This is a genomic window from Thermococcus sp. (assembly GCF_027011145.1).
Classification (GTDB): domain Archaea; phylum Methanobacteriota_B; class Thermococci; order Thermococcales; family Thermococcaceae; genus Thermococcus.
In genome coordinates this window covers 1-21,056 of the sequence record NZ_JALVAO010000045.1, presented here as the reverse complement: position 1 = coordinate 21,056, position 21,056 = coordinate 1, and the positions used below count along the sequence as shown (strand labels likewise).

The 21,056-nt window shown below is 50.8% G+C and carries 23 protein-coding genes and 1 CRISPR repeat array; of the genes, 16 read left to right on the top strand and 7 right to left on the bottom strand.

Annotated features, from left to right (window positions below):
• The first annotated feature begins 19 nt into the window (after positions 1-19).
• The gene (locus MVG27_RS05360; protein ID WP_297549077.1) at positions 20-370 is read left to right on the top strand and encodes a DUF134 domain-containing protein; all 351 of its coding nucleotides are present in this window, start codon (positions 20-22) and stop codon (positions 368-370) included.
• A 1,373-nt stretch (positions 371-1,743) separates the two neighbouring features.
• Here the strand turns inward: MVG27_RS05360 and purB are convergent.
• Positions 1,744-3,087, bottom strand: coding sequence for an adenylosuccinate lyase (gene purB / locus MVG27_RS05355; protein WP_297548065.1), 1,344 nt, complete (start codon positions 3,085-3,087; stop codon positions 1,744-1,746).
• A 181-nt stretch (positions 3,088-3,268) separates the two neighbouring features.
• Between purB and albA the strand changes: the two genes are divergently transcribed.
• The 3 genes from albA (at position 3,269) to MVG27_RS05340 (ending at position 4,734) form a co-directional block, all read left to right on the top strand.
• The gene (gene albA, locus MVG27_RS05350) at positions 3,269-3,544 is read left to right on the top strand and encodes a DNA-binding protein Alba (RefSeq protein WP_013467275.1); all 276 of its coding nucleotides are present in this window, start codon (positions 3,269-3,271) and stop codon (positions 3,542-3,544) included.
• A gap of 71 nt (positions 3,545-3,615) precedes the next feature.
• On the top strand, positions 3,616-4,173 hold the full coding sequence (locus MVG27_RS05345) for a winged helix-turn-helix domain-containing protein (RefSeq protein ID WP_366078808.1): 558 nt from the start codon (positions 3,616-3,618) through the stop codon (positions 4,171-4,173).
• Between the two features lie 36 nt (positions 4,174-4,209).
• Positions 4,210-4,734 carry a CBS domain-containing protein gene (locus MVG27_RS05340; protein WP_297548061.1) on the top strand — a complete coding sequence of 175 codons (525 nt, stop codon included), beginning with the start codon at positions 4,210-4,212 and terminating at the stop codon, positions 4,732-4,734.
• On the opposite strand, the gene MVG27_RS05335 is transcribed toward MVG27_RS05340, so the two are convergent.
• On the bottom strand, positions 4,724-5,260 hold the full coding sequence (locus MVG27_RS05335) for an NTPase (RefSeq protein ID WP_297556329.1): 537 nt from the start codon (positions 5,258-5,260) through the stop codon (positions 4,724-4,726). The genes MVG27_RS05340 and MVG27_RS05335 overlap by 11 nt on opposite strands.
• A 55-nt stretch (positions 5,261-5,315) precedes the next feature.
• On the opposite strand from MVG27_RS05335, the gene mtnA reads away from it, so the two are divergent.
• A complete protein-coding gene (gene mtnA / locus MVG27_RS05330; protein ID WP_297548037.1) occupies positions 5,316-6,389 on the top strand; it encodes an S-methyl-5-thioribose-1-phosphate isomerase in 1,074 nt (357 codons plus the stop codon).
• On the opposite strand, the gene MVG27_RS05325 is transcribed toward mtnA, so the two are convergent.
• Complete coding sequence (locus tag MVG27_RS05325) at positions 6,381-6,683, bottom strand: hypothetical protein (protein ID WP_297548035.1); 303 nt, start codon at positions 6,681-6,683, stop codon at positions 6,381-6,383. The genes mtnA and MVG27_RS05325 overlap by 9 nt on opposite strands.
• A 174-nt stretch (positions 6,684-6,857) precedes the next feature.
• On the opposite strand from MVG27_RS05325, the gene MVG27_RS05320 reads away from it, so the two are divergent.
• The 9 genes from MVG27_RS05320 to MVG27_RS05280 all read left to right on the top strand — a co-directional run bounded on the left by MVG27_RS05320 (position 6,858) and on the right by MVG27_RS05280 (position 14,532).
• Entirely contained in the window at positions 6,858-7,994 is a 1,137-nt protein-coding gene (locus tag MVG27_RS05320) for an iron-containing alcohol dehydrogenase (protein ID WP_297548057.1), read from the top strand.
• 46 nt (positions 7,995-8,040) lie between these two features.
• The gene (locus MVG27_RS05315; protein ID WP_297548033.1) at positions 8,041-9,015 is read left to right on the top strand and encodes an archaeosine biosynthesis radical SAM protein RaSEA; all 975 of its coding nucleotides are present in this window, start codon (positions 8,041-8,043) and stop codon (positions 9,013-9,015) included.
• Positions 9,016-9,160: 145 nt separating this feature from the next.
• Positions 9,161-9,430 (top strand): 2-oxoglutarate ferredoxin oxidoreductase subunit delta, encoded by a 270-nt coding sequence (locus MVG27_RS05310; RefSeq protein WP_297469704.1) that lies wholly within the window; start codon positions 9,161-9,163, stop codon positions 9,428-9,430.
• Between the two features lie 3 nt (positions 9,431-9,433).
• Entirely contained in the window at positions 9,434-10,624 is a 1,191-nt protein-coding gene (locus tag MVG27_RS05305; protein WP_297556325.1) for a 2-oxoacid:acceptor oxidoreductase subunit alpha, read from the top strand.
• Entirely contained in the window at positions 10,624-11,478 is an 855-nt protein-coding gene (locus MVG27_RS05300) for a 2-oxoacid:ferredoxin oxidoreductase subunit beta (RefSeq protein WP_297548029.1), read from the top strand. The genes MVG27_RS05305 and MVG27_RS05300 overlap by 1 nt, the downstream gene beginning before the upstream one ends.
• A gap of 3 nt (positions 11,479-11,481) precedes the next feature.
• A complete protein-coding gene (locus MVG27_RS05295) occupies positions 11,482-11,994 on the top strand; it encodes a 2-oxoacid:ferredoxin oxidoreductase subunit gamma (RefSeq protein WP_297548027.1) in 513 nt (170 codons plus the stop codon).
• A complete protein-coding gene (locus MVG27_RS05290; RefSeq protein ID WP_297548025.1) occupies positions 11,991-13,139 on the top strand; it encodes a 2-oxoacid:acceptor oxidoreductase subunit alpha in 1,149 nt (382 codons plus the stop codon). The genes MVG27_RS05295 and MVG27_RS05290 overlap by 4 nt, the downstream gene beginning before the upstream one ends.
• Complete coding sequence (locus MVG27_RS05285; RefSeq protein ID WP_297469707.1) at positions 13,139-13,984, top strand: 2-oxoacid:ferredoxin oxidoreductase subunit beta; 846 nt, start codon at positions 13,139-13,141, stop codon at positions 13,982-13,984. Before MVG27_RS05290 ends, MVG27_RS05285 begins: the two co-directional genes overlap by 1 nt.
• Entirely contained in the window at positions 13,981-14,532 is a 552-nt protein-coding gene (locus MVG27_RS05280; protein ID WP_297548023.1) for a 2-oxoacid:ferredoxin oxidoreductase subunit gamma, read from the top strand. The genes MVG27_RS05285 and MVG27_RS05280 overlap by 4 nt, the downstream gene beginning before the upstream one ends.
• Here the strand turns inward: MVG27_RS05280 and MVG27_RS05275 are convergent.
• Together MVG27_RS05275 and pfdA are read right to left on the bottom strand one after the other, a co-directional pair.
• Positions 14,522-14,812: a prefoldin subunit gene (locus MVG27_RS05275; protein WP_297548021.1), complete on the bottom strand. Its 291-nt coding sequence runs from the start codon at positions 14,810-14,812 to the stop codon at positions 14,522-14,524. The genes MVG27_RS05280 and MVG27_RS05275 overlap by 11 nt on opposite strands.
• 43 nt (positions 14,813-14,855) lie before the next feature.
• The gene (gene pfdA / locus MVG27_RS05270) at positions 14,856-15,284 is read right to left on the bottom strand and encodes a prefoldin subunit alpha (protein WP_297548055.1); all 429 of its coding nucleotides are present in this window, start codon (positions 15,282-15,284) and stop codon (positions 14,856-14,858) included.
• Between the two features lie 99 nt (positions 15,285-15,383).
• Here pfdA and MVG27_RS05265 point away from each other — a divergent pair, with 99 nt between their 5' ends.
• On the top strand, positions 15,384-15,854 hold the full coding sequence (locus MVG27_RS05265) for a DUF192 domain-containing protein (protein WP_297548020.1): 471 nt from the start codon (positions 15,384-15,386) through the stop codon (positions 15,852-15,854).
• Between the two features lie 2 nt (positions 15,855-15,856).
• Here the strand turns inward: MVG27_RS05265 and MVG27_RS05260 are convergent, their stop codons facing one another.
• Positions 15,857-16,204: a 6-carboxytetrahydropterin synthase gene (locus tag MVG27_RS05260; protein WP_297548018.1), complete on the bottom strand. Its 348-nt coding sequence runs from the start codon at positions 16,202-16,204 to the stop codon at positions 15,857-15,859.
• Positions 16,205-16,258: 54 nt separating this feature from the next.
• Positions 16,259-16,554: direct repeats of the CRISPR family, unit length 30 nt; unit sequence CTTTCAATTCTTCTAGAGTCTTATTGCAAC.
• A gap of 486 nt (positions 16,555-17,040) precedes the next feature.
• On the bottom strand, positions 17,041-18,540 hold the full coding sequence (locus MVG27_RS05255) for an MFS transporter (protein WP_297548053.1): 1,500 nt from the start codon (positions 18,538-18,540) through the stop codon (positions 17,041-17,043).
• Between the two features lie 82 nt (positions 18,541-18,622).
• On the opposite strand from MVG27_RS05255, the gene MVG27_RS05250 reads away from it, so the two are divergent.
• On the top strand, positions 18,623-21,056 hold a 2,434-nt coding region (locus MVG27_RS05250), incomplete at its 3' end, for a DEAD/DEAH box helicase (RefSeq protein ID WP_297556323.1).

Below are 21,056 nucleotides of genomic sequence, written 5' to 3'. Positions count from 1 at the left end.
GGCAAAAGGAGGACTGGAAATGCCAATGGGAGGACCTGGATGGGGACGCGGAAGGGGAAGGAGGCGGAAGATGAGAATGATTGGGTTCATTCCTCAGGTCAGACACTTCTATCCCGCACTCCCTCCGGTTACTCAGCCAAAGCCCCCGATATTCATGACCTATGAGGAGTTTGAAGCCCTAAGGCTCGTTGATTACGAGGGCCTAACCCAGGAGGAGGCTGGAAAAAGGATGGGTGTTTCCAGGGGCACTGTTTGGAGGGCTTTGAACTCTGCTCGAAAGAAGGTTGCCCAGATGCTCGTTGAGGGGAGGGAGCTGATAATCCTTCCTCAGGGAAATGAGGTTCCGAAGGGAACCAAAGAAGAGCGATAACTATTCTAATTCACGAATTCTAAATTGATAGGGGCATTCTTAGGGATTAGAGGAATATGGGCAAAGTTTTATTTTTTAGGTTGCCCTAATTCAGTGCTGGATTTATCTCCCAGATTTTTAGGTGAGTTATTACTAAATTAAAATGTAAATATTTAGGAATGCAACAAAATTATAATATAACTTTAAATAATTTTCTATTTAATAAAATTTTAACAAATAATAAAACAAAACTACAAATAAAAATATGTACCTTAAATTAACAAGTAAAAAATTTGGAAAATTTACTAAAATACAAAGAAAATCCCCGTCAAAATGAATACAAGCACCCACTAGGAGCCCTAAGGAGCCACAACAGTAATGTCAACTCATTAGGGATAAAAACAGTATTCAACGCCCCCATTACACGAACCAAGAGCGAGTTACAATTAAACGTGGTCATCAAGAGGTGTGAAATGCATGAGTTTAAGAATTTAAAAAAAGCCAGAGGTGGAGTAGAGGAGCTATTTATGGAGATAAAAATACATTGCAGATATAATTTCATAATCCCTCTTACCTAATTATACACCCGAACGAAGGCTAACTATCGCTCCATACACTATGAAAACTGTCCCCAATAATGCAAGTTAGAGTTACACTAAGAAAACAGCCTAGTGCAACGTTTACCATGCCGTAAAACTTACCAATTCCCAACTAGAGAAAGGATTATTGCATGAGCTATCATCTACCCATATATTCTTCATAAAGAACACCTCTCTGATTATCCACCTATCTGGGGTTCCCACAATTGTTAATGTATATTTTAGGTCATTAATTTGAGATATAATGTACCTTATATCTAATTTCTATGCACAAAGCTATACATTATAAGGTGCCTTTATCAATGGACTTTTGTCAGCAGGGGAAAGAACTAAAACGGCTTTAATCAATGAAGCCCATAGCGGTTTGAGGTAAAAGTCTGACCAGTATATACTAGCTCCATTTAGTGCATGCCCTCCAGATTCAACCGCGAACACAACTGGCAACACTATTAACTACGATGAATTGTAATAAGGAAAATTGGGATTAATGCGGGCTTAGTTTGGTTATACCCATCGATTTGGCCCATAGAAGGAATATCCCAAATTACTCGTGGTCTTCCACTTTCTATGGTAGATTTTCCGGATTTTGTAATACTTTTCAGAGTTATATATTAAACATAAACAAAAGGTCGATATAACTTTATGGCTCAGAACAAATTATAAAATTGAATTTTGTTAAATAAGAACTGTGATTAGAAATTTTTTATTAATAATTAATCAAGTTATAAAATTAATGTTTTAGATAATAAACACTCTCTCAAAAATCAAGAGAGTTGGTAGTAAAAATTAGAAAAATCAGAGAGACCGCTCGCGGACATAGCGGAGCACGTTGTCCACTATCTCAGGAGCGACGCCGATATAATTCTCCGGCTTCAGGGAGGCCAAATCTTCCTCGCTTAAGTACTTTCTAACTTCCCCACTCTCTCTAACGACTTCAAGGAAGTCCCTTCCCTCCCGGAAAGCTTTCATCGCCAACTGTCTAACAAGCTCATGTGCCTCCTGCCTCCCCATGCCCCTCTCAGTGAGCTTCAGCATCAGCGGTTCGGCCATTATGAGATTCTTCGTAAGATAGAGGTTCCTCTCTATGTTCTCCGGGAAGAACTCTAGGCCTTTAAGAACCCTAATCGTAACCCTGAGCATCTCGTCGAGCAGGACAAAGCTCTCGGGGAGAATAACCCTCTCAACCGAGGAGTTCGTTAAATCCCTCTCATGCCACAGAGGGTTGTTGAGCAAAGCGGGAATAACGTTGGAGTAGAGAACCCTCGCCAGACCGCAGACCTTCTCGGTTCTTATCGGATTTCTCTTGTGGGGCATCGTTGACGAGCCAACCTGCTTCTCACCGAAGGGTTCGCTCACCTCGAGGATTTCCGTCCTCTGGAGGTTCCTGATTTCGAGGCCTATCTTGTCGAGCGTTGACGCAACCAACGCCAGGAACATCACCAGCTCTGCATACAGGTCCCGGGGGACGAGCTGGTTCGTTATTAGGGCAGGCCTTAACCCAAGGTCTTCCATGACGAGCCTCTCAATCTCAAGGGCCCTTTCGCCAAAGGAGGCGGCAGTCCCAACGGCACCGCGCATTTTACCCACGAGAACCCGTTTTTTAATCCCCTCCAGCCTTTCAAGGTGCCTCTGCACCTCGTCGAGCCAGAGGGCAAACTTCATACCGTATGTGGTTGGAACGGCATGCTGACCGTGGGTTCTTCCGATGCAGACGGTGTACTTATGCTCTTCAGCGAGCTTCATCAAAACGTCGCGGAGTTCCCTAAGATAGCTTTCAATCAGCCCAAGGCTTTCCTTTATGAGGAGGGCGTTGGCGGTATCTATTATGTCGTTTGAAGTTGCCCCCAGGTGAACGTACTTCCCATGCTCGCCACAGACTTCGCTTAAAGCCTTGACAACGGCCATTATGTCATGGTGTATCTCGGCCTCTATCTCCTTCACCCTCTCGAGCTTTACCCACTTCGTGTTGGCCCTCTCAGATATAACGCGGGCACTTTCTTCCGGTATGTTGCCGAGCCTCGCGTGTGCCCTCGCCAGGGCCGCCTCAACGTCAAGGAGCTTTTGGAGTTTGTTCTCCTCGCCCCATATTCGTTTCATTTTCTCGCTTCCGTATCGATAATCGATGGGGTGAATTGCCATTGTAATCACTATTTTCCTGACAATAAATTCGATTAATAATGTTTTCTTGCTATGCCCCCTAACAAACAGACGTTTTGATATGAACCCTTTACATAAAAGTCGTTCAACAGAGACAGAACCGAAAAGTATTTAACTATATCTCGGCGATAGCCTAACGACAAAACTTCCGGAGGTGCCAGAAATGGCTGAGGAGCACGTTGTCTACATCGGAAAGAAGCCGGTTATGAACTACGTCCTGGCCGTTATCACCCAGTTCAACGAGGGTGCCAAGGAGGTTAGCATCAAGGCTCGCGGTAGGGCTATCAGCAGGGCCGTTGACGTCGCTGAGATTGTCAGGAACAGGTTCCTTCCTGAGGTCAGGGTCAAGGAGATCAAGATAGGTACTGAAGAGCTTCCAACCGCCGACGGTAGGACTGCCAACACCTCAACCATCGAGATCATTCTCGAGAAGCCGTGAATCTGATTCCTTTCCTTTTCCTTCGGATTTATTGGTAAAGGTTTAATAGCATCAACCCATACCTCTTTCTGGTGGCTCCTTTGGAGTACGAGGCCATAGACGTTACTGACGAAAGGGTCAAAGAGCTGGCTCAGGTTCTCGCCAACGAGAAGGCAATGGCGATTCTAAGGCTTCTTCGCGAGCGAGAGCTCTCGATAAGCGAGATTTCAAAGGAACTGAAGATGCCGATGTCAACGGTTTCGTATCATCTCGACAAACTCCTTCGGGTGGGTCTTGTTGAGGTCTCTGGGAGGAAGTATGGAAAGAGACTGCAGGAGGTAAAGCTTTACCGAGCCTCGAGCCGGCCAATACTTCTGCTACCAAGACCAGCCAAACAGGAAAAAACTATGCCCTTTGACAGGCTGAAGGTAATAACCCTTTCCATTGCAACGGGGCTTTCGCTACTCGTTTATTGGCTCTCCAAGAAGCACTACACGGGCTCGAAAGCTCAAACTGAAACCATAAGGATTTTCTCAAAGGGAGCTCCCAGTCAACCTAGTTCTACCGGAAGTTATATCCCGATAATTCTGGCTTTAGCGACCTTTGCCTTAGTGGCTTCCATTGGGTGGTTCGTTAAGAAACGTTTTTAAGAAACTCAAACCAACCCCCGCTGTGAGGTGAATGCTATGATGACCGTGGGGCAGGTAGTCAAGAGAAAGGCAGTGATTGTAAAACCCGACGACACCATTGAAAGGGTCGCGAAGATACTCTCAAGACACAAAGTCGGGAGCGCCGTCGTTGTGGAAAACGAGGAAATCGTTGGAGTCATAACGGACAGGGATATCCTCGACAAGGTCGTCGCCAAGGGACGCGACCCAAAAACCGTCAAAGTCCGCGAAGTTATGACCAAAAACCCAATAACCATCGAGGACGACTACGATATAAGTGACGCGATAGACAAGATGATGGAAAAGGGAATAAGAAGGCTCCTCGTCACGAGACTTGGAAAGCCTCTGGGCTTTGTCACTGCCGCTGACCTTCTCGCGGCATTGAACGCGATGAACAGCGAAGAAGAGGAGGAAGAAGTCGAGGAGACTGAAGTTTATGGAATCTGCGAACTCTGTGGTCAGTACGGGCCCCTCTACAAGGTCTACATCGAGGGTCAGGAGAGGTGGATTTGTGAGAGCTGTAAGGACAGCCTCAACCTCTAGCCTTTAGTTCTCTCATAATTTCATCGAGGATTATTCCAAATTCCCTGTTTCTGTTCTCGAAGCTCAGAACGTGGAGTCTTCCGAGGGGTCTAAACTTGTCCGCCATTTTCCTATGAACAACGGCCAAAAGGGGTTTTTCGGATTTTAAAACCTCCCCAACGGCCTTGATGAACTCGTCGCTCTTGTACTCCATCGGGCCGATTTCGTCGATAACAATCAGGTCGGCCTCAACTAACGCGCGCCTTATTGCCGAAACACCGACCCGCTCGAGCTCATCAACGTGGACGATGTATTTCCCAAAAGGGACTCCGGGCAGATGAGAGGTCCCGCGGAGGCTCGCCAAGGTTCCCTCCTCTCCGGTGTCCAAAGCGATTATCTTAAAGCCCACGCGCCTTCCGTTCCTTCTAACTTCTCGCGTTACCATGCCTCCGACGATGTAACCCCAGCGCTCAACTTCTCTTGCAACCCTCTCGACGAGTGTCGTCTTTCCAACCCCTGCCGGGCCGGTTACGAAAACCCTGACCATTTTTATCACCGAAGGAGCTTTAAGTTGATGCCTTAAACCCTTTGGGGTGGTCGCTGTGGAGGTAAGGTATAAGCCGGAGGAACTAACGAAACTCCCCAGGAGTGTTCGCTACGAGAAGGGAAAGGTCATCATGATTGACCAGACGCTCCTTCCCCGGGAGTTCAAGATGATTGAGCTGAAAACGGTTGAGGAGGTTGCCGAAGCCATTGTTACAATGAAGGTTCGCGGTGCTCCAGCGATTGGAGCCTCTGCCGCCTTCGGTTTGGCACTCTATGCAGATACTTCAAAGGCAAAGACAAAAGAGGAGTTCATGGATGGCTTTTATTCCGCTTACGACAGGCTCAAGAACACGAGACCCACGGCGGTGAACCTATTCTGGGCACTCAACAGGATTAGGAAGCTTGTCGAAGAGCACCTCGAGAGTCCGCTGGAGGAGATAAAGCGCCTCATCGTGAGCGAAGCCCAGAAGATTGCCGATGAAGACGTTGAGGCAAACCTCAGGATGGGGCACTACGGCGCTGAAGTTTTACCGGAGGGAAACGTTTTGACCCACTGCAACGCCGGTAGCTTAGCGACAGTCCAGCTCGGGACTGTTGGGGCCGTTCTGAGGGTAATGCACAAGGATGGAACGCTTAAGCTCCTCTGGGTGGATGAGACGAGACCGGTTCTCCAGGGCGCCCGTCTGAGCGCTTGGGAGTACCACTACGACGGCATTCCGCTCAAGCTGATAACCGACAACATGGCAGGCTTCGTGATGCAACAGGGAAAGGTCGATGCCATAATAGTTGGGGCGGACAGAATTGTAGCGAACGGCGACTTTGCCAACAAGATAGGAACATACAGCCTTGCCGTCCTCGCGAGGGAGCACGGGATACCGTTCTTCACGGTGGCGCCTCTCTCAACAATAGACCTCTCGCTTAAGAGCGGGAAGGAGATACCCATTGAGGAGAGAAAGCCCGAAGAAGTTTTGACCTGCGGTGGCTGTAAGATTGCCCCCGATGTCGACGTCTACAATCCGGCCTTCGACGTTACGCCTCATAAGTACCTGACAGGCATAATAACTGACAGGGGCGTTGTCTGGCCACCTTTTGAGAGGAACTTGAAGAGACTGTTCAAGAACCTAGGATGAAATATTTATTTTTTGCTTTTCAAAAATTTTTCTAACTCTCTCAAAAAGGGATTTAAGGGATTTCTTACCCTGAACTTCCTCAACAAAAACACCCTCTATCTTACCAAGGCGCTCTTCGAAGGCAGGCAAAAGAAGGCCGACCAGCTCAAGGGGTTCTAGGCACGGACAGCCAACGGAGTATTCAAGGGGTTCTCCCTCTGGGAACTCCGCCTTGACCTTTACTATCCTACCGTCCTTCTCTGCCCTGAACTTCGCGATTCCCCTCTCACCAACTACCTTTCCTTTTACAATCATCGAAAAAAGTACAGAAACTGGATTAAAGGTATTTCCCAAACTTAAAGTTCAAAACAAGATGTTATAGGGGCATTCTAGAAATAAGGCTGTAGAAATGTGAATTTCGTAATACACCCTCAAAAAATTCCCGTGAACGTTAAAAGGTATTCATGAAAATTCTGAATGGTGATGTTTATGTTCTGGCTGAAGACAAAGGTCGTTGAAGGTTGGAACTCTCTGGAGAGACTCAAAAAGGAAGTGAGAAACCACGAGAGAGTTCTCATACTCGCATCAAACTCGATGAAAAAACACGGCTTCCTGAGCGAGGCCGAGGACTACGTGAGGGAAGCCGGCGCGGAGGTGTTCTCAGTTACTGGCCTTCCAGCTGAGCCGAGCGTCGAGGTCATCGAGGAGTTCCTGCCGGATGTTAGGGAGTTCAAACCGGATCTCCTAATTGCCCTCGGCGGAGGAAGCGTGATAGACACCACCAAAGCCTTGAAGGTCTTCTACGACGCCCCAGAGCTGAACTTTGAGGAGATAGCCTTCATGGACCGCTTTTCAAGGCCCAAGCCGGTTCCGAAGCTGAAAACGAAACTCATAGCAATTCCCTCAACGAGCGGGGCTGGAAGCGAAGTCTCGGCGGCAAGCGTTCTGAAAAAGAACGGAATCAAATACAACATAGTAACGCCCGAGATAGCGCCCGATGTGGCTATACTCGACCCAAGGTTGCCGATGACGATGCCGAGGGAAGTCGCGAGGAACTCCGGGCTGGATGTTCTTGTTCACGGGATAGAGGCGTACACCACAAAGGTAGCCAACGATTTCAGCGATGCAATGGCAATAAAAGCGATAAAGACCGTTTTTGCTTTCCTTGAGAGGAGTCTTGAGGGCGACGAAAAGGCAAGGGAGAAGATGCACTACGCTTCAACGATGGCTGGGATAGCTTTCCTCAACGCGCGCCTCGGTCTTTGTCACGCTATGAGCCACAAAGCGGCTTGGATTGGTCCGCACGGACTGTTAAACGCGATATTCCTGCCATACGTTATCGAGTTCAACGCAAGCAAAAGCGAATACGCGAGGAAGCGCTACGACGAGATAGCGAGGGAGTTCAACTTAAAGGACTGGGGGGACCTCCTTCAGGCAGTCAGGGAGCTCAACGAGAGAACAGGTGTTCCCAAACTGAGGGAGCTCGTTGATGAAGAAACGTTCATGGCGAGGCTGGACGAGATGGCGGAGAAGGCCTACCGCGATGGACTGGTAGCTTTCAACCCCGTTGAGCCCAGCGTCGAAGAAATTAAGGAACTCTATCTAAAAGCATACAGGGGCGAATAGACCATATTTAAAAACCATCTCCACAAGCTGACCAATAGGTGAGAGCATGACGTACTGGACGAGCGAGGACAACGTGGCTGGAAAGCCCGGAAAGGCGCTCTTCATAATCCTCCCGACTATAGGGTGCTACCGCTTCCGAATAGGAAAAGCCTGCTACATGTGCGCCTATCCAACCTCTGCACCCAAGACAAAGTGGAGCCAGGAGGCAATAGTGGACTACGTCCACGAGGCCCTCAAAAAAATCGAGGGTAAAAAAGGGCCCTTCGCGGTCAGGATATTCACATCTGGCTCTTTCCTAGACAACGGTGAGCTAAAGCCAGAAACCAGGAGGAAAATATTCGAGATTCTTTCAAAGATGGACAACGTCGAGGAAATTGTTATTGAGAGCAGAAGCGAGCTCGTTAGATACGATGCCGTTAAAGAGCTCGCCGAAATAGTTCCAGACAAGCACTTTGAGGTCGCTATCGGCTTGGAGACCGCGAACGACGATATTGCCGATGTATCTATAAACAAGGGCAACACCTTCGAGGACTTCGTCAGGGCATCGGAGATAACTCGGAAGGCGGGGGCAAAGGTGAAAACCTACCTCCTGCTCAAGCCGATATTCCTCTCCGAGAGGGACGGCATAAGGGACGCCAAGGAGAGCATAATCAAAGCCGAGCCTTATACGGATACCTTCTCAATAAACATCACCGACATCCAGAAGGGGACGCTTTACGAAAGGCTCTGGGAGAAGAAGGAGTACAGACCCCCGTGGCTATGGAGTGCGGTTGAAGTTCTCATATGGGCTAAGAAGCGCTTTCCAGACAAGAGAATCCTCAGCGACCCCGTCGGAGCTGGCTCGCCAAGGGGACCCCACAACTGCCTGACTGACTACGACAGGGTGATAGGAAAGGCCATAAAGAAGTTCTCAGCAACGCAGGACGTCAGTTACCTTGAGAACCTCAGACCGGAGTGCAAGGACAGGTGGAGCTACATCGTCGAGAACGGCCTCCTCGACTGGCAACTTCTAACTTGGTAATCGTTTCGGAATTTTATTGGCCTTTTCTAAACTTCTCTCCCAATGCACGGTCCTGTTCGAATGCATGTTTTCTGGACATCAATGTCCATTCGCGAAAGCTTTAAATGTTGACAAACGTAAACGGCCTTGTTGAGGGGTGATGTTGATGGCGGAAAACGCGAACACTGTTGTCGAAAAAAACGGCTATCTTGTCGTCGGAAAGGCGGAAGGAATTGTTGAGATTGACGTTGATACTTTTCTCTGCAAGGGTTGTGGAATCTGTGTCGAGATGTGTCCGAGAAAGGTCTTCGAGTGGAGCAAGGAGCTCAGTGAAAAGGGCGTTCATTATCCTATACCTGTTCACGCCGAGAAGTGCGTCAAGTGTAAGCTCTGTGAACTTCTCTGCCCGGACTTTGCCATCGCGGTAAGGTGGTGACTCATGATAATCCGCGGCGACGAGCCGGAGCAGATTAGGCTCATTAAAAAGCTTTACAAACCCGGCAACTACTTCATGCAGGGAAATGAGGCAGTTGCTTACGGCGCAATCTTCGCGGGCTGTCGCTTCTACGCTGGCTATCCAATAACTCCCTCGAGCGAGATAGCGGAAATGATGGCCAGAGAGCTACCCAAGCTAGGTGGCTACTACCTCCAGATGGAGGACGAGATTGGGAGCATAGCGGCGATGATAGGCGCCTCGTGGACGGGCCTTAAGGTCATGACTGCCACAGCAGGCCCGGGCTTTTCACTCATGCAGGAAAACCTTGGCTATGCCGTAATGACCGAAACGCCACTCGTTCTTGTCGATGTACAGAGGAGCGGTCCTTCAACGGGGCAGGCAACGAAGGGAGCGCAGGGAGACTTCTTCCAGGCCAGATGGGGAACCCACGGTGACCACCCGATAGTTGCCGTTTCCCCAACCAGCGGACAGGACGCCTTCTGGGAAACCATAAGGGCCTTCAACATAGCTGAGAAACTTAGAACACCTGTGGTTATGCTCTTCGACGGCGTTCTTGCCCACACGCGCGAACTCGTCAAGATTCCGGACGTTGAGGAAGTGGAGATTACCTACCGCAAGCTTCCTGCCAACGAGGAAGAGGCCAAGCTCCCCTTCGGAGACTCCCACGGAGATGGAGTTCCTCCCATGCCACTCTTCGGTCACGGCTACTTCACCCACGTCACCGGTTCGACCCACAAGGAAAACGGTTTGAGGGACGTTTACACTCCGGAAGTCCATGACAGGCTCGTTAGGAGAATACACCGGAAGATAGAGAAGAACCGGGACGTTTACGAGAAGTACGAGGAGCACTTCACGGAAGATGCTGAAATCCTCGTCGTCAGCTGGGGCGTAACCGCTCGTCCGGCCCTTGGGGCCGTTCTCAAGGCCAGAGAGGAGGGCATCAAAGCGGGTCTCTTCGTGCCGAAGACAGTCCATCCGTTCCCGGGCGAGAGAATGAGGGAACTAGGAAAGCGCGTTAGGGCTATACTCGTTCCCGAGATGAACCTCGGCCAGATGATTCTTGAGGTTCAGCGCTTCGTCAACGACGACGTTCTGCTAAAGGGAATCAACAAGATAGGTGGAGTTCCTTTAACAGTTGAGGAAATCCTTCGCGAGATTAGGGGTGTTGCCTGATGGCCAAGGAGATTTACTCAAAGTATCCGCTCATCAAGTACCTCCGAAAAGAGGCCCTTCCCACGGCCCTCTGCCCAGGCTGCGGCGGTGGAACCGTTCTCAACGCCTTCGCCAACGCGGTTGACGGGCTGAAGATAGACCCCAAGGACCTGGTAGTTGTCAGCGGAATCGGCTGTTCGGCATGGATAGCCTCGCCCTACTTTTTAGCGGACACACTCCACACGACCCACGGAAGGGCGATAGCCTTTGCCACCGGCGTTAAGGTCGGTCTTCCGGACAAGAAGGTCGTCGTCATAAGCGGGGACGGCGATTTGGCAAGCATAGGAGGAAACCACCTCCTGCATGCGGCAAGGAGGAACATAGACATAACGGTAATCCTCGTCAACAACTTCATCTACGGAATGACCGGTGGTCAGGTTGCTCCAACGACACCATTTGGAGCAAAGACAACCACAACCCCCTACAGGAACATCGAGCATCCCCTCAAGATAAGTGAAACGATAGCTTCAGCGGGAGCCTCTTATGTCGCGAGATGGACGACAGCCCACGTCTATCAGCTCATCGAGAGCATCAAGAAGGCTTTGACCGTCAAGGGCTTCTCCCTCGTTGAGGTCATCTCCCAGTGCCCTGTGCAGTTCGGAAGGAGGAATAGGATGAAAGAGCCCGCTGAAATGCTCCGCTGGTTCCTGAAGAACAGCGTCCCGATAAGCAAGGCCAGAAAGATGAGCGAGGAGGAGCTTGAGGGTAAGTTCGTCATCGGCGAGTTCGTTAACAGAGAAAGGCCCGAGTTCACGGAGGAACTTAACAAGCTGATTGACGAGGTGCAGGAGCACTTTGGGCTTAAGGGGGTGTGACTCATGCAGATTAGACTCGCCGGTATCGGAGGACAGGGCATTGTTCTGGCCGGCGTGATTCTGGGGGAAGCTGCTGCGATAGAGGGGTTGAACGTCATCCAGACCCAGGACTACAGTTCAGCGAGTAGGGGCGGTCACTCCATAGCGGACGTTATAATTTCCAAAGAGCCGATTTACGACGTGATAGTCACGAAGGCTGACGTTCTCGTTGCCCTTCACCAGCTCGGTTACGACACGGTTAAGGACTCGCTCAAGGAGGACGGTCTCCTTATCATCGAGACAGACCTCGTTAAGCCTGATAGGGACTACGTAGGTGCTCCCTTCACGAGGATAGCCGAGGAAACTACCGGACTTGCCCTAACGGTTAACATGGTGGCTCTGGGTTATCTGGTTGCCAAAACGGGAGTCGTTAAGAAAGAGAGCGTTGAAGAAGCCATTAAGAGGCGTGTCCCGAAGGGGACTGAGGATATAAACATCAAGGCTTTTAAAGCCGGATTTGAGGAGGGATTGAAATGAGGTATCCGTTTCCCGTTGGGAAGTCCGATTTCATACAGGGTGATGAGGCAATAGCGAGGGCGGCTATCCTTGCTGGCTGTCGCTTCTACGCTGGCTACCCAATAACGCCGGCCAGCGAGATATTCGAGGCAATGGCCCTCTACATGCCCCTCGTTGATGGAGTGAGCATACAGATGGAGGACGAGATAGCGAGCATAGCCGCGATAATCGGCGCCTCCTGGGCCGGTGCAAAGGCCATGACTGCAACCTCCGGTCCGGGCTTTTCACTCATGCAGGAAAACCTTGGCTATGCCGTAATGACCGAAACGCCGATTGTGGTCGTTGATGTTCAGCGCGGTGGGCCCTCAACGGGCCAGCCAACCCTACCCGCTCAGGGGGACATAATGCAGTCAATCTGGGGAACGCACGGAGACCACATGCTCATCGTTTTGAGCCCCTCAACCGTTCAGGAAGCATTCGACTTCACGATTAGGGCCTTCAACCTCGCGGAAAAATACAGAACTCCCGTTGTCCTGCTTACTGATGCGGAGATAGCCCACATGCGTGAGAGAGTTTACATTCCAAATCCCGATGAGATTGAAATCATTAACCGGAAGCTCCCCGCCAACGAGGAAGAAGCTAAGCTCCCCTTCGGAGACCCCCACGGAGATGGAGTTCCTCCTATGCCGATATTCGGTAAGGGTTACCGCACCTACGTGACCGGCTTAACTCACGACGAGCGCGGAAGGCCGAAAACCGTCGATGCGGAAATTCACGAGAGGCTCATACGGAGGATTTTCAGGAAGATACTGGACCACAAAGACGAAATCATAAGCTACGAAAAGTTCATGCTTGAAGATGCAGAGATAGCGATAATAAGCACCGGAATAGTCTCCCGCTCCGCGGTAAGGGCAGTGAGGATTCTCAGGGAAAGGGGCGTTAAAGCCGGCCTACTCAAGCTCAACACAATCTGGCCCTTTGACTTTGAGATGGTTGAAGAGCTCGCCGAGCAGGTGAGGAAAATCTACGTTCCCGAGATGAACCTCGGACAGCTGTATCACCTCGTGAAGGAAGGTGCCAATGGAAAGGCCGAGGTGGAGCTGATAAGCAAGATAGGCGGTGAGGTTCACACGCCCATGGAGATAGTTGAGAGGGTGGTGGGATGATGTATTTGAAGTCCGCTTACGAGATTCGCGACAAATACCTCCGAAAGGACATGCTCCCAACGATATTCTGTCCCGGGTGTGGAATCGGTAGCGTTCTCCAGTTCACACTGAGGGCCATAGACGACCTCGGCCTCAACCAGGACGAGATAGTCTGGGTGAGCGGAATAGGCTGTTCCTCCCGCGTCCCCGGATTTGTGAACTTCGACGGCCTCCATACCACTCACGGCAGGGCTCTGGCCTTTGCAACGGGCATAAAGCTCACCAACCCAAACCTCAAGATAATCGCCTTCATGGGAGACGGTGATTCAGCTGCCATTGGAGGAAACCACCTAATCCACGCCATAAGGAGAAACCTCGACGTTACGGTTATTCTCATCAACAACTTCACCTACGGAATGACGGGTGGGCAGGTGGCTCCGACAACCCTCAAGGGCCTCCGGGGAACAACCGCTCCATACGGCCAGTTTGAGAACCCCTTCGACATCGCCCAGCTGGCCGTCTCGGCGGGAGCCAACTACGTGGCCAGATGGACGGTCTTCAACTACCTCCAGGGAATCAACAGCATAAAGAAGGCCCTGAGCAAGGAGGGCTTCACCCTCGTCGAGTTTCTCTCGCCATGTCCGATAAGCTTTGGAAGGAGGAACAGGATGAAGACCGCTCCGGAGCTAATTCGCTGGTATCAGAAGATAACGGTTCCGCTCGCCAAAGCGAAGAAGATGAGCGAGGAGGAGCTTGAGGGCAAGATTGTCATAGGAGAGTTCGTTGACAGGGACAGGCCGGGCCTCGTTAGGGAGTATAAAGAATACATAAAGCGCGCCAAGAAGATGATGGGGTGGGAGCAATGAGGAAGGAAGTCCTCTTCAGCGGTTTCGGCGGGCAGGGCGTTATCCTGGCGAGTGTCATCCTCGGAAGGGCGGCAGCTGTGTACGAGAACCTCTACGCGGTGCAGACCCAGAGCTACGGGCCAGAGTCGAGGGGTGGAGCGAGCAGGGCAGAGGTTGTTATAAGCGACGAGCCTATAGACTATCCTAAAACGCTCCACCCGGATTACGCCGTGTTCTTCTCTCAGGAGGCCTACACCAAGTATCTCCACACGGTTAAGGAGGGGGCAACCGTTATCGTCGAGAAAGATCTTGTGCCACATAGGGACTTTGAGTTCGAAAAGAAGCTCAACGTCATAGCGCTCCCCCTCACGGAGATAGCCGAGGAAACAACGGGCTTGAGCTTGACCATGAACATCTTAACCCTTGGAATATTAGTGGGTGTTACTGGAATAGTAAGCAGGGAAGCGATAGAAAAGGCAGTAAGGGACGCCGTCCCCCACGGGACGGAAGAGATAAACGTCAGGGCTCTCGAGAAAGGATTTGAGATAGCCGAAGGCCTTAAGAAGTGAGCTTTGAGAGTTCCTCCATTATTTTCTTCTCCCTCTCCTTGAGTTTTTCAAGTTCCCTCTTGTAGACAAGGCGCATTCTTTCGATGTGCTCGATGGCCTCGTCCTTGGTTATCTCAACTAGCAGGTCTGAGAACGCCCTGTAAAGTTTCCTCTCGGATTTTGTTGCTGTTATTATTCCTTCCGCGTATTCAAGCTCCTTTATCTTGAGCTCGATGGCTTTTCTGAGTTCTCTAATCTGTCTGAGTTCAAGCTGGAGCTCGTAGGCCTTTACTGCCTCCATACCACCACCCCCAGAGAATTAAAAAGGAATGGCCGAGGAAGAATCACTCCTTCTCCTCAGGGCTCATCTCCTGGAGCTCTTTAAGGAGCTCGTTGACCTTTCTCGTGTCCTCCTCAATCTTCTTCAGCAGGGCCAGGCGGAGGTTCATGAGGGCGTTTATCCTCTTCTCGATGTTCTCCCTAGCCTCATCAATTGTCGCTCCAACGAGGATTCCCGCTCCAACGTCCATTATAACGTCCTCAGGATCCTCAATCTTGCCCTTTATCGCGATTCCGCCACCGAGTGGAATGTATATTGCCTTTCCTTTGCCCTTGTCCTTTATGTAGGCCAATGTTGCATCAACGGTCCTGAGGTCAGCGATTGTTGCGTCGATTGCACCCACCTGGCTCCTGAGGTACTCAATTTCACCGAGGTAGCTCCTAATCTCGTCCTGAATCTGCTCAAGGGTCCTGACCTTCTTCTCCTCGGCCATTCCCACCACCCCCTTCCCGTTCTCATTTTTTAGTAACATTTTGTTATTTAAAAGTTTTTCGCCGGCAGGCTTATTAATTTGAACCTCCTACCCGGAAGTATGATAATCAACGAGACGAAGAACCGGGTCTGGCATGGAGCAGTTAGGTTGGCTGACAACTTTTTCCGGCGGTTTAGAGGATTAATGCTCGTTAGCAACGTTAACTACTCCCTCGTTTTCGTTCTGCCGGTTGAAAGCAGGCTTAACGCCTCGATTCATATGTTTTTTATGCTGAGTGACATCGATGTCATCTGGCTGGATTCAACGAAGAGGGTCGTTGATTTTAGACGGGCAAAGAGATGGAGGGTCTATTCACCAAAAAAACCTGCCAAGTACATAATTGAGGGGCCAGCCGGATTGATAAAAGCTCTCCAGATTGAGGAAGGGGACCTTATAAGCTGGGAGATAACAGAAGATAAGAAAAAGAGCATTCCCGTGGGGGTTCCTCTTTCAGGAAAAGTCTCGTTTGAGAAAACAAACAGTATCGTCATGGCGGAGAACATCACGGAAGCTCTCGCAGAGGACGTTTGAACCTAGAACTCCAACTCAACTCCGTTTTCGTCACCCTCCCAGAGCCTCAAACGGTGAAGCCTGACACCATCCGGAAGTCTTTTCTCAATCTCGCTGGCAATCCAGAGGGCTATGTTCTCGGTTGTTGGGTTCTCGAAGAGCGCCGTCAGGTTCCGGTGGTCGAGTTTTTTAATGACATCTCCCACGATAGCCCTCAACTGCAGGAAGTCCATGATGTAATCCTTTTTCAGCTCTCCCTCGACGGCCACCTCGAGTCTAAAGGTGTGTCCGTGAATTTCCTCTGCCTGGCCGTCTATGAGAACCGCGTGGGCGGACTCGAACTTGAAGCGCTCGATGACGCGGGCCTTCATACAACCACCAGGGTAAAACTCGGAAAGGAATTTGATAAGCGTTGTCCCTCGGGTTTTGATTGTTCTGATGGGTCTTATTGCAACGTTGCGGGGGATTATCAGTTTCCTGATTATGATTTTCTTTCAATTCTTCTAGAGTCTTATTGCAACGAGGTACTTTGGAGTGGATTGGAAGACAGTTGCCCTGCTTTCAATTCTTCTAGAGTCTTATTGCAACTAGCCAACCCTTTTATCCCAACGACAATTTCATCCACTTTCAATTCTTCTAGAGTCTTATTGCAACCTGCTTGGTGTAGTCTGGAGTGCTTCGTCGGGCACGGCTTTCAATTCTTCTAGAGTCTTATTGCAACAGGGCGGAATTTTCCTTGATTGGATCATACAAAGGAATAAAAACCCTCGAATCTTATAAGCCTTTCTCCAAAGGGGTCTTAAAACTCCCGCCAGAAGCCTCGAATTCAGGTGTTTTAACGGGAATAACAACCAACCCAAGCTCGCATAATCCCCCTAATTCACCAATGCACAAAACCATACACGAGACTTCCAGAAACACAAACGGGCTTTGAATGGAGTTTTTCGGCCTTACAACACGTTTTCAAACAAAACATCGCATTTTCATAGGATTCAGCTAAATACAGGTGTGATCATTGCCCCGCTGGATATCTCGAAAAAATTTCGTTACAAATCATACCGCAGAATAAAACGATTAGTGCCACAATAACAAAACATTACTAAAAACTTCCAGAGAACTCTCAACCAGCGAATTGGCCGAAAAATGCTCTTGAAAGGTGACAACTTCAAAAGGAGTGTCAAAAACGTGATATTAAAGGAAAAAAGTTCTAAGAGCCATTATTAATCAGCGCCTCATTTTCGCCCGCCTTAACGTCCCGAATCCTGCCACCCTTCATCACCTCGACTATAGCCAGGCTAAGGATAGCAAGGAAGAGGTATATCACCGCAGAGGTCCCGAAAAGCACCTCGTAGGCTTTCGTCGTCGGGATTTTTATCTTGACCCACGAGGGAGCCCCCGGTGGGTGGAAGAGCACGTAATAGGTGCTCATGACGGTTCCCGCTATTGCAGGCCCCCAGGTCGAGCCGAAGTTCCTGAAGAGGCTGTTCGCACCGGTAGCTACACCCATGACCCTCTGCGGAACGCTGAACACAAGGACGTTGATTAGGGAGATGTTCATTAGCGTTATCCCAGTCCCGACGAGGGTTATCAGACCAACAAACGTCCAGAGGTGGTTCGGCGGGAGCTGGGGGGCGTATTTGGCCAGGACTCCAAGACCGGCACTGGCAGTCAGCGCACCGAGTATCGCCAGTGGTTTTGCGCCGATTTTTGGCATTAGTTTTCCGGCGATTGGAGCGACGATTAGCATAACGCCTGCCATGGGGGTCATGAGGAGACCGCTCTCAAGGATGCTCTTGCCGAAGCCGTAGGGGGGTTTCATCTGGAAGATGTAGGTGTTCGCCTGGCTCATCATGGAAATGCCGAAGGCGGCGAACATTATTCCAACGTTCACTATTGCCGGGTTCCGGGAAGTGATAATGCCAAGGGGAAGTATCGGGTTTTCAACCCTTCTTTCCCAGATGACCAAGAGGACTGCGCCAACTAAGGAAACCCCAAAGAGGGTAAGCGTTTCCCCCGCCGTCCAGCCGATGTTTGGGGCGCGGGTTACAGCAACAAGGGCCGGAACAACCGCCCAGGTGAGGAAGAGCGCGCCGGGCCAGTCGAGCTTTCCGGGGTTTATGTAACGACTCTCCCTGAGAACTTTCCATGCAAGGATAAACATCAGGACTGCAAACGGCGAGGCTGTGTGGTACGTCCAGCGCCAGCCCCAGTGCTGTGTTACATAAGCTCCGAGAGGAAGGGCTATAACCATACCGACGCCGAACATCGCGCTTATCATTCCCTGAACCTGGGGCACCATCTCGGGCGGGAACTCCTCACGGACGAGGCTGAAAGCGAGCGGGAAGATTGCCATTCCGAAGCCCTGTATGGCCCTCGTTACGAGGAGCCACTGGAAGCTCGGGGCGAAGCCGTTGAGGATAACTCCCAGAGTGTAGAATCCCAGCGCGACGAGGAACATCTTCTTCTTTCCATACATGTCGCCGAGCTTTCCGAAGATTGCCACACTAACTGTTCCGACGAGGAGGTAAATTGTGAGAACCCAGCTGACGTCGTTCGGGTTTACCGCGAACTCCTTCTGTATTGTCGGCAACGCCGGGGTGAGCATCGCTTCAGTGTACATAACCAGTAGGGGCAGGAGAACTACAACAAGGGTGGCCTTTTTGGCGTAGCTCAGGTCATAAGTCTCGCCGTTTCTTGTGACTTGCATGTTCTTCACCGATATGTCGAACGATATATCGCCTTATAAAGTTAGTGGTTATGGTTATAAACCCAATTCAAAACCCACGACCATGCACCCCCTCCTGAGAAAGGCCATCAGGGAACGCTTTGGGAGGCTCAACAGGCTCCAGCAGGACGCTTTTAAGGAGGTTAGTTCGGGGAAGAGCGTTCTGATTATAGCCCCAACCGGCTCTGGAAAGACTGAGGCGGCGGTTCTGCCGGTCTTCAACGAAATCCTTGAGAACGGCCTCAAGCCGATTTCCGCCCTCTACATAGCCCCGCTCAAGGCCCTCAACAGAGATTTGCTCGAGAGGCTCGAATGGTGGGGAAAGAAGCTCGGAATAACCGTCGAGGTCAGGCACGGGGATACTTCAGCGTACAGAAAGGCGAAGCAGGTTAAGAACCCTCCCCAGATGCTCATCATAACCCCTGAAACCCTCGGCGTTATCTTGACCGTTAAATCCCTGAGAAAGCATCTCGGCAACGTCAAGTTCGTCATCGTCGATGAGATAGCCGAGCTTGTGGACAACAAGCGCGGGGCACAGCTCCTCCTCAACCTTGAGCGTTTAGCCGAGATTGCCGACTTCAGGAGAATAGGAATGACCGCAACGGTTGGCAACGAAAACGAGGTGAGGGACTGGCTGAAGGGGGAAGTCATAGTCAGGCCAAACTGGAAAAAGGGTTACCGCTTTCACGTGCTCTATCCAGAGCCGAAGGAAAAGGACAAGGAGCTGGCCGAGAGGCTGAGCGTCTCGCCGGAGATAGCGGCTCGTCTCAGGGTTCTATGGGAAATCGTGGAGAACCACGGCAAGGCCCTAGTCTTCACCAACACGCGTCAGTTCGCGGAGGTTCTGGCGCACCGCCTAAAAGCCTGGGGAAAACCCGTTGAGGTCCACCACGGCTCGCTCTCAAAGGAGGCGCGTGTTAAGGCCGAAAAAGCCCTCAAAGAGGGAAAAATCAAAGCCCTAATCTGCACGTCATCAATGGAGCTCGGCATAGACATCGGCGACGTCGATGTGGTGATACAGTACATGAGCCCGAGACAGGTCAACCGTTTGGTTCAGCGCGTCGGAAGGGCAAAGCACAGGATTGGGGAGGTAAGCGAAGGTTATATCATAGCGACCAACGTGGAGGACTACCTTCAAAGCCTAATCATAGCCAAGAGGGCCCTTGAAGGGCGCTTTGAGGCCGTTGAGCCCATCGGTGGCCTCGACGTTTTGGCACATTTCGTCGTAGGCCTGTTAATCGAGCATAAGAAACTCCCCCGCGAGAGGCCCTATGAAATAGCGAGGAGGGCTTACGTGTACAGAGATTTGAGCTGGGAGGACTACCTTGACGTTCTGAGCATCCTCGAGGAGGCTAGGCTAATCAGTTTCGACGAGGAGAAAAACCTCCTCTACCTCCGCAGGGGGGCGTTCCAGTACTACTACGAGAACCTCTCGACGATTCCAGACGAGGTTTCCTGGCGGGTGTTCGATTCAAAGAGCGGGCACATAGTTGGCAGGCTCGACGAAAGCTTTGTTATGGACCTTGAGGAGGGCATGGAGTTCGTTATGAACGGACGGAGCTGGATTGTGCTCAAAATCGACGAAGAGGCGAGACTCTTGAAGGTTCGCGAGAGCAAGAGCCTTGAGAGTGCAATTCCAAGCTGGGAGGGCGAGATGATTCCAGTTCCCTTTGGCGTTGCCCTCGATGTTGGCAGGCTAAGGAGGGAGCTGGCCTTCGACTTTGATAGGGCAAAGGAGCTTCTGGAGGGCGTTGAGTTCGAGGAAAAGGAACTCAGAAGGGCCTTTGAAGAAATCAAAGATGAGCCGTTCCCAACCGACAGGGATATTGTTGTGGAGAGCACGCCGAAAGCATTGATAATCCACGCCGACTTCGGGAGCAGGGCGAACGAGGCCATCGGTAGAATAGTGCACTCGCTTTTAATCCTCCGCTACGGAAGGGTCTTCTCTGTGAGGAGTCAGGGACACGCCATAGTGTTCAAGACACCCTTCCAGCTTAACCCGGAGGAAGTTAAGCGATACCTCTATCAGGAACCGGGGAACGTTGAGTTTATGGTCTCGCGCGCCCTTAGGGATTCCCACGCGTACCGCTGGAGAATGCTCAACGTGGCGAAGCGCTTTGGGGCTTTAAGAAGGGACGCGAAGATAAGAAGAATAGAGAGGCTCTTCGAGGGAACGGTGATTGAGCGGGAGACCTTAAACGAGCTCTACCATGACAAGGTGGATATCAAAAGGGCCGAACTCGTCATGGAGCTCCTCAAGGCCGGCTCGCTGAGGGTAAAGACGACTCTCAGAAAAGAGCCTTCAAAGCTGGCCAGGCTTAACATGACGGTAAGCGGGGAGTTTCTGCTCTCAGGCGTTATGGAGAGAGATGAACTGGTAGAACTCTTCAGGAAGAGACTCCTTGAGCACGAGGTCGTTTTAGTTTGTACAAACTGCGGGTGGCATTCAAAAACCAAAGTCTCCCGCCTGAGGAACGTAAAGCTGAGACAGTGCCCGC

Excerpts from the sequence above, each read along its gene's own strand:
- MVG27_RS05320 (WP_297548057.1), top strand. The coding sequence starts at position 6,858 with ATGTTCTGGCTGAAGACAAAGGTCGTTGAAGGTTGGAACTCTCTGGAG.
- pfdA (WP_297548055.1), bottom strand. The coding sequence starts at position 15,284 with ATGGCCGAGGAGAAGAAGGTCAGGACCCTTGAGCAGATTCAGGACGAG.
- MVG27_RS05360 (WP_297549077.1), top strand. The coding sequence starts at position 20 with ATGCCAATGGGAGGACCTGGATGGGGACGCGGAAGGGGAAGGAGGCGG.
- MVG27_RS05295 (WP_297548027.1), top strand. The coding sequence starts at position 11,482 with ATGCAGATTAGACTCGCCGGTATCGGAGGACAGGGCATTGTTCTGGCC.
- MVG27_RS05290 (WP_297548025.1), top strand. The coding sequence starts at position 11,991 with ATGAGGTATCCGTTTCCCGTTGGGAAGTCCGATTTCATACAGGGTGAT.
- albA (WP_013467275.1), top strand. The coding sequence starts at position 3,269 with ATGGCTGAGGAGCACGTTGTCTACATCGGAAAGAAGCCGGTTATGAAC.
- MVG27_RS05310 (WP_297469704.1), top strand. The coding sequence starts at position 9,161 with ATGGCGGAAAACGCGAACACTGTTGTCGAAAAAAACGGCTATCTTGTC.
- MVG27_RS05265 (WP_297548020.1), top strand. The coding sequence starts at position 15,384 with ATGATAATCAACGAGACGAAGAACCGGGTCTGGCATGGAGCAGTTAGG.
- MVG27_RS05255 (WP_297548053.1), bottom strand. The coding sequence starts at position 18,540 with ATGCAAGTCACAAGAAACGGCGAGACTTATGACCTGAGCTACGCCAAA.
- MVG27_RS05325 (WP_297548035.1), bottom strand. The coding sequence starts at position 6,683 with ATGATTGTAAAAGGAAAGGTAGTTGGTGAGAGGGGAATCGCGAAGTTC.
- MVG27_RS05340 (WP_297548061.1), top strand. The coding sequence starts at position 4,210 with ATGATGACCGTGGGGCAGGTAGTCAAGAGAAAGGCAGTGATTGTAAAA.
- MVG27_RS05280 (WP_297548023.1), top strand. The coding sequence starts at position 13,981 with ATGAGGAAGGAAGTCCTCTTCAGCGGTTTCGGCGGGCAGGGCGTTATC.
- MVG27_RS05300 (WP_297548029.1), top strand. The coding sequence starts at position 10,624 with ATGGCCAAGGAGATTTACTCAAAGTATCCGCTCATCAAGTACCTCCGA.
- MVG27_RS05315 (WP_297548033.1), top strand. The coding sequence starts at position 8,041 with ATGACGTACTGGACGAGCGAGGACAACGTGGCTGGAAAGCCCGGAAAG.
- purB (WP_297548065.1), bottom strand. The coding sequence starts at position 3,087 with ATGGCAATTCACCCCATCGATTATCGATACGGAAGCGAGAAAATGAAA.
- MVG27_RS05275 (WP_297548021.1), bottom strand. The coding sequence starts at position 14,812 with ATGGAGGCAGTAAAGGCCTACGAGCTCCAGCTTGAACTCAGACAGATT.
- MVG27_RS05305 (WP_297556325.1), top strand. The coding sequence starts at position 9,434 with ATGATAATCCGCGGCGACGAGCCGGAGCAGATTAGGCTCATTAAAAAG.
- MVG27_RS05335 (WP_297556329.1), bottom strand. The coding sequence starts at position 5,260 with ATGGTCAGGGTTTTCGTAACCGGCCCGGCAGGGGTTGGAAAGACGACA.
- MVG27_RS05285 (WP_297469707.1), top strand. The coding sequence starts at position 13,139 with ATGTATTTGAAGTCCGCTTACGAGATTCGCGACAAATACCTCCGAAAG.
- MVG27_RS05260 (WP_297548018.1), bottom strand. The coding sequence starts at position 16,204 with ATGAAGGCCCGCGTCATCGAGCGCTTCAAGTTCGAGTCCGCCCACGCG.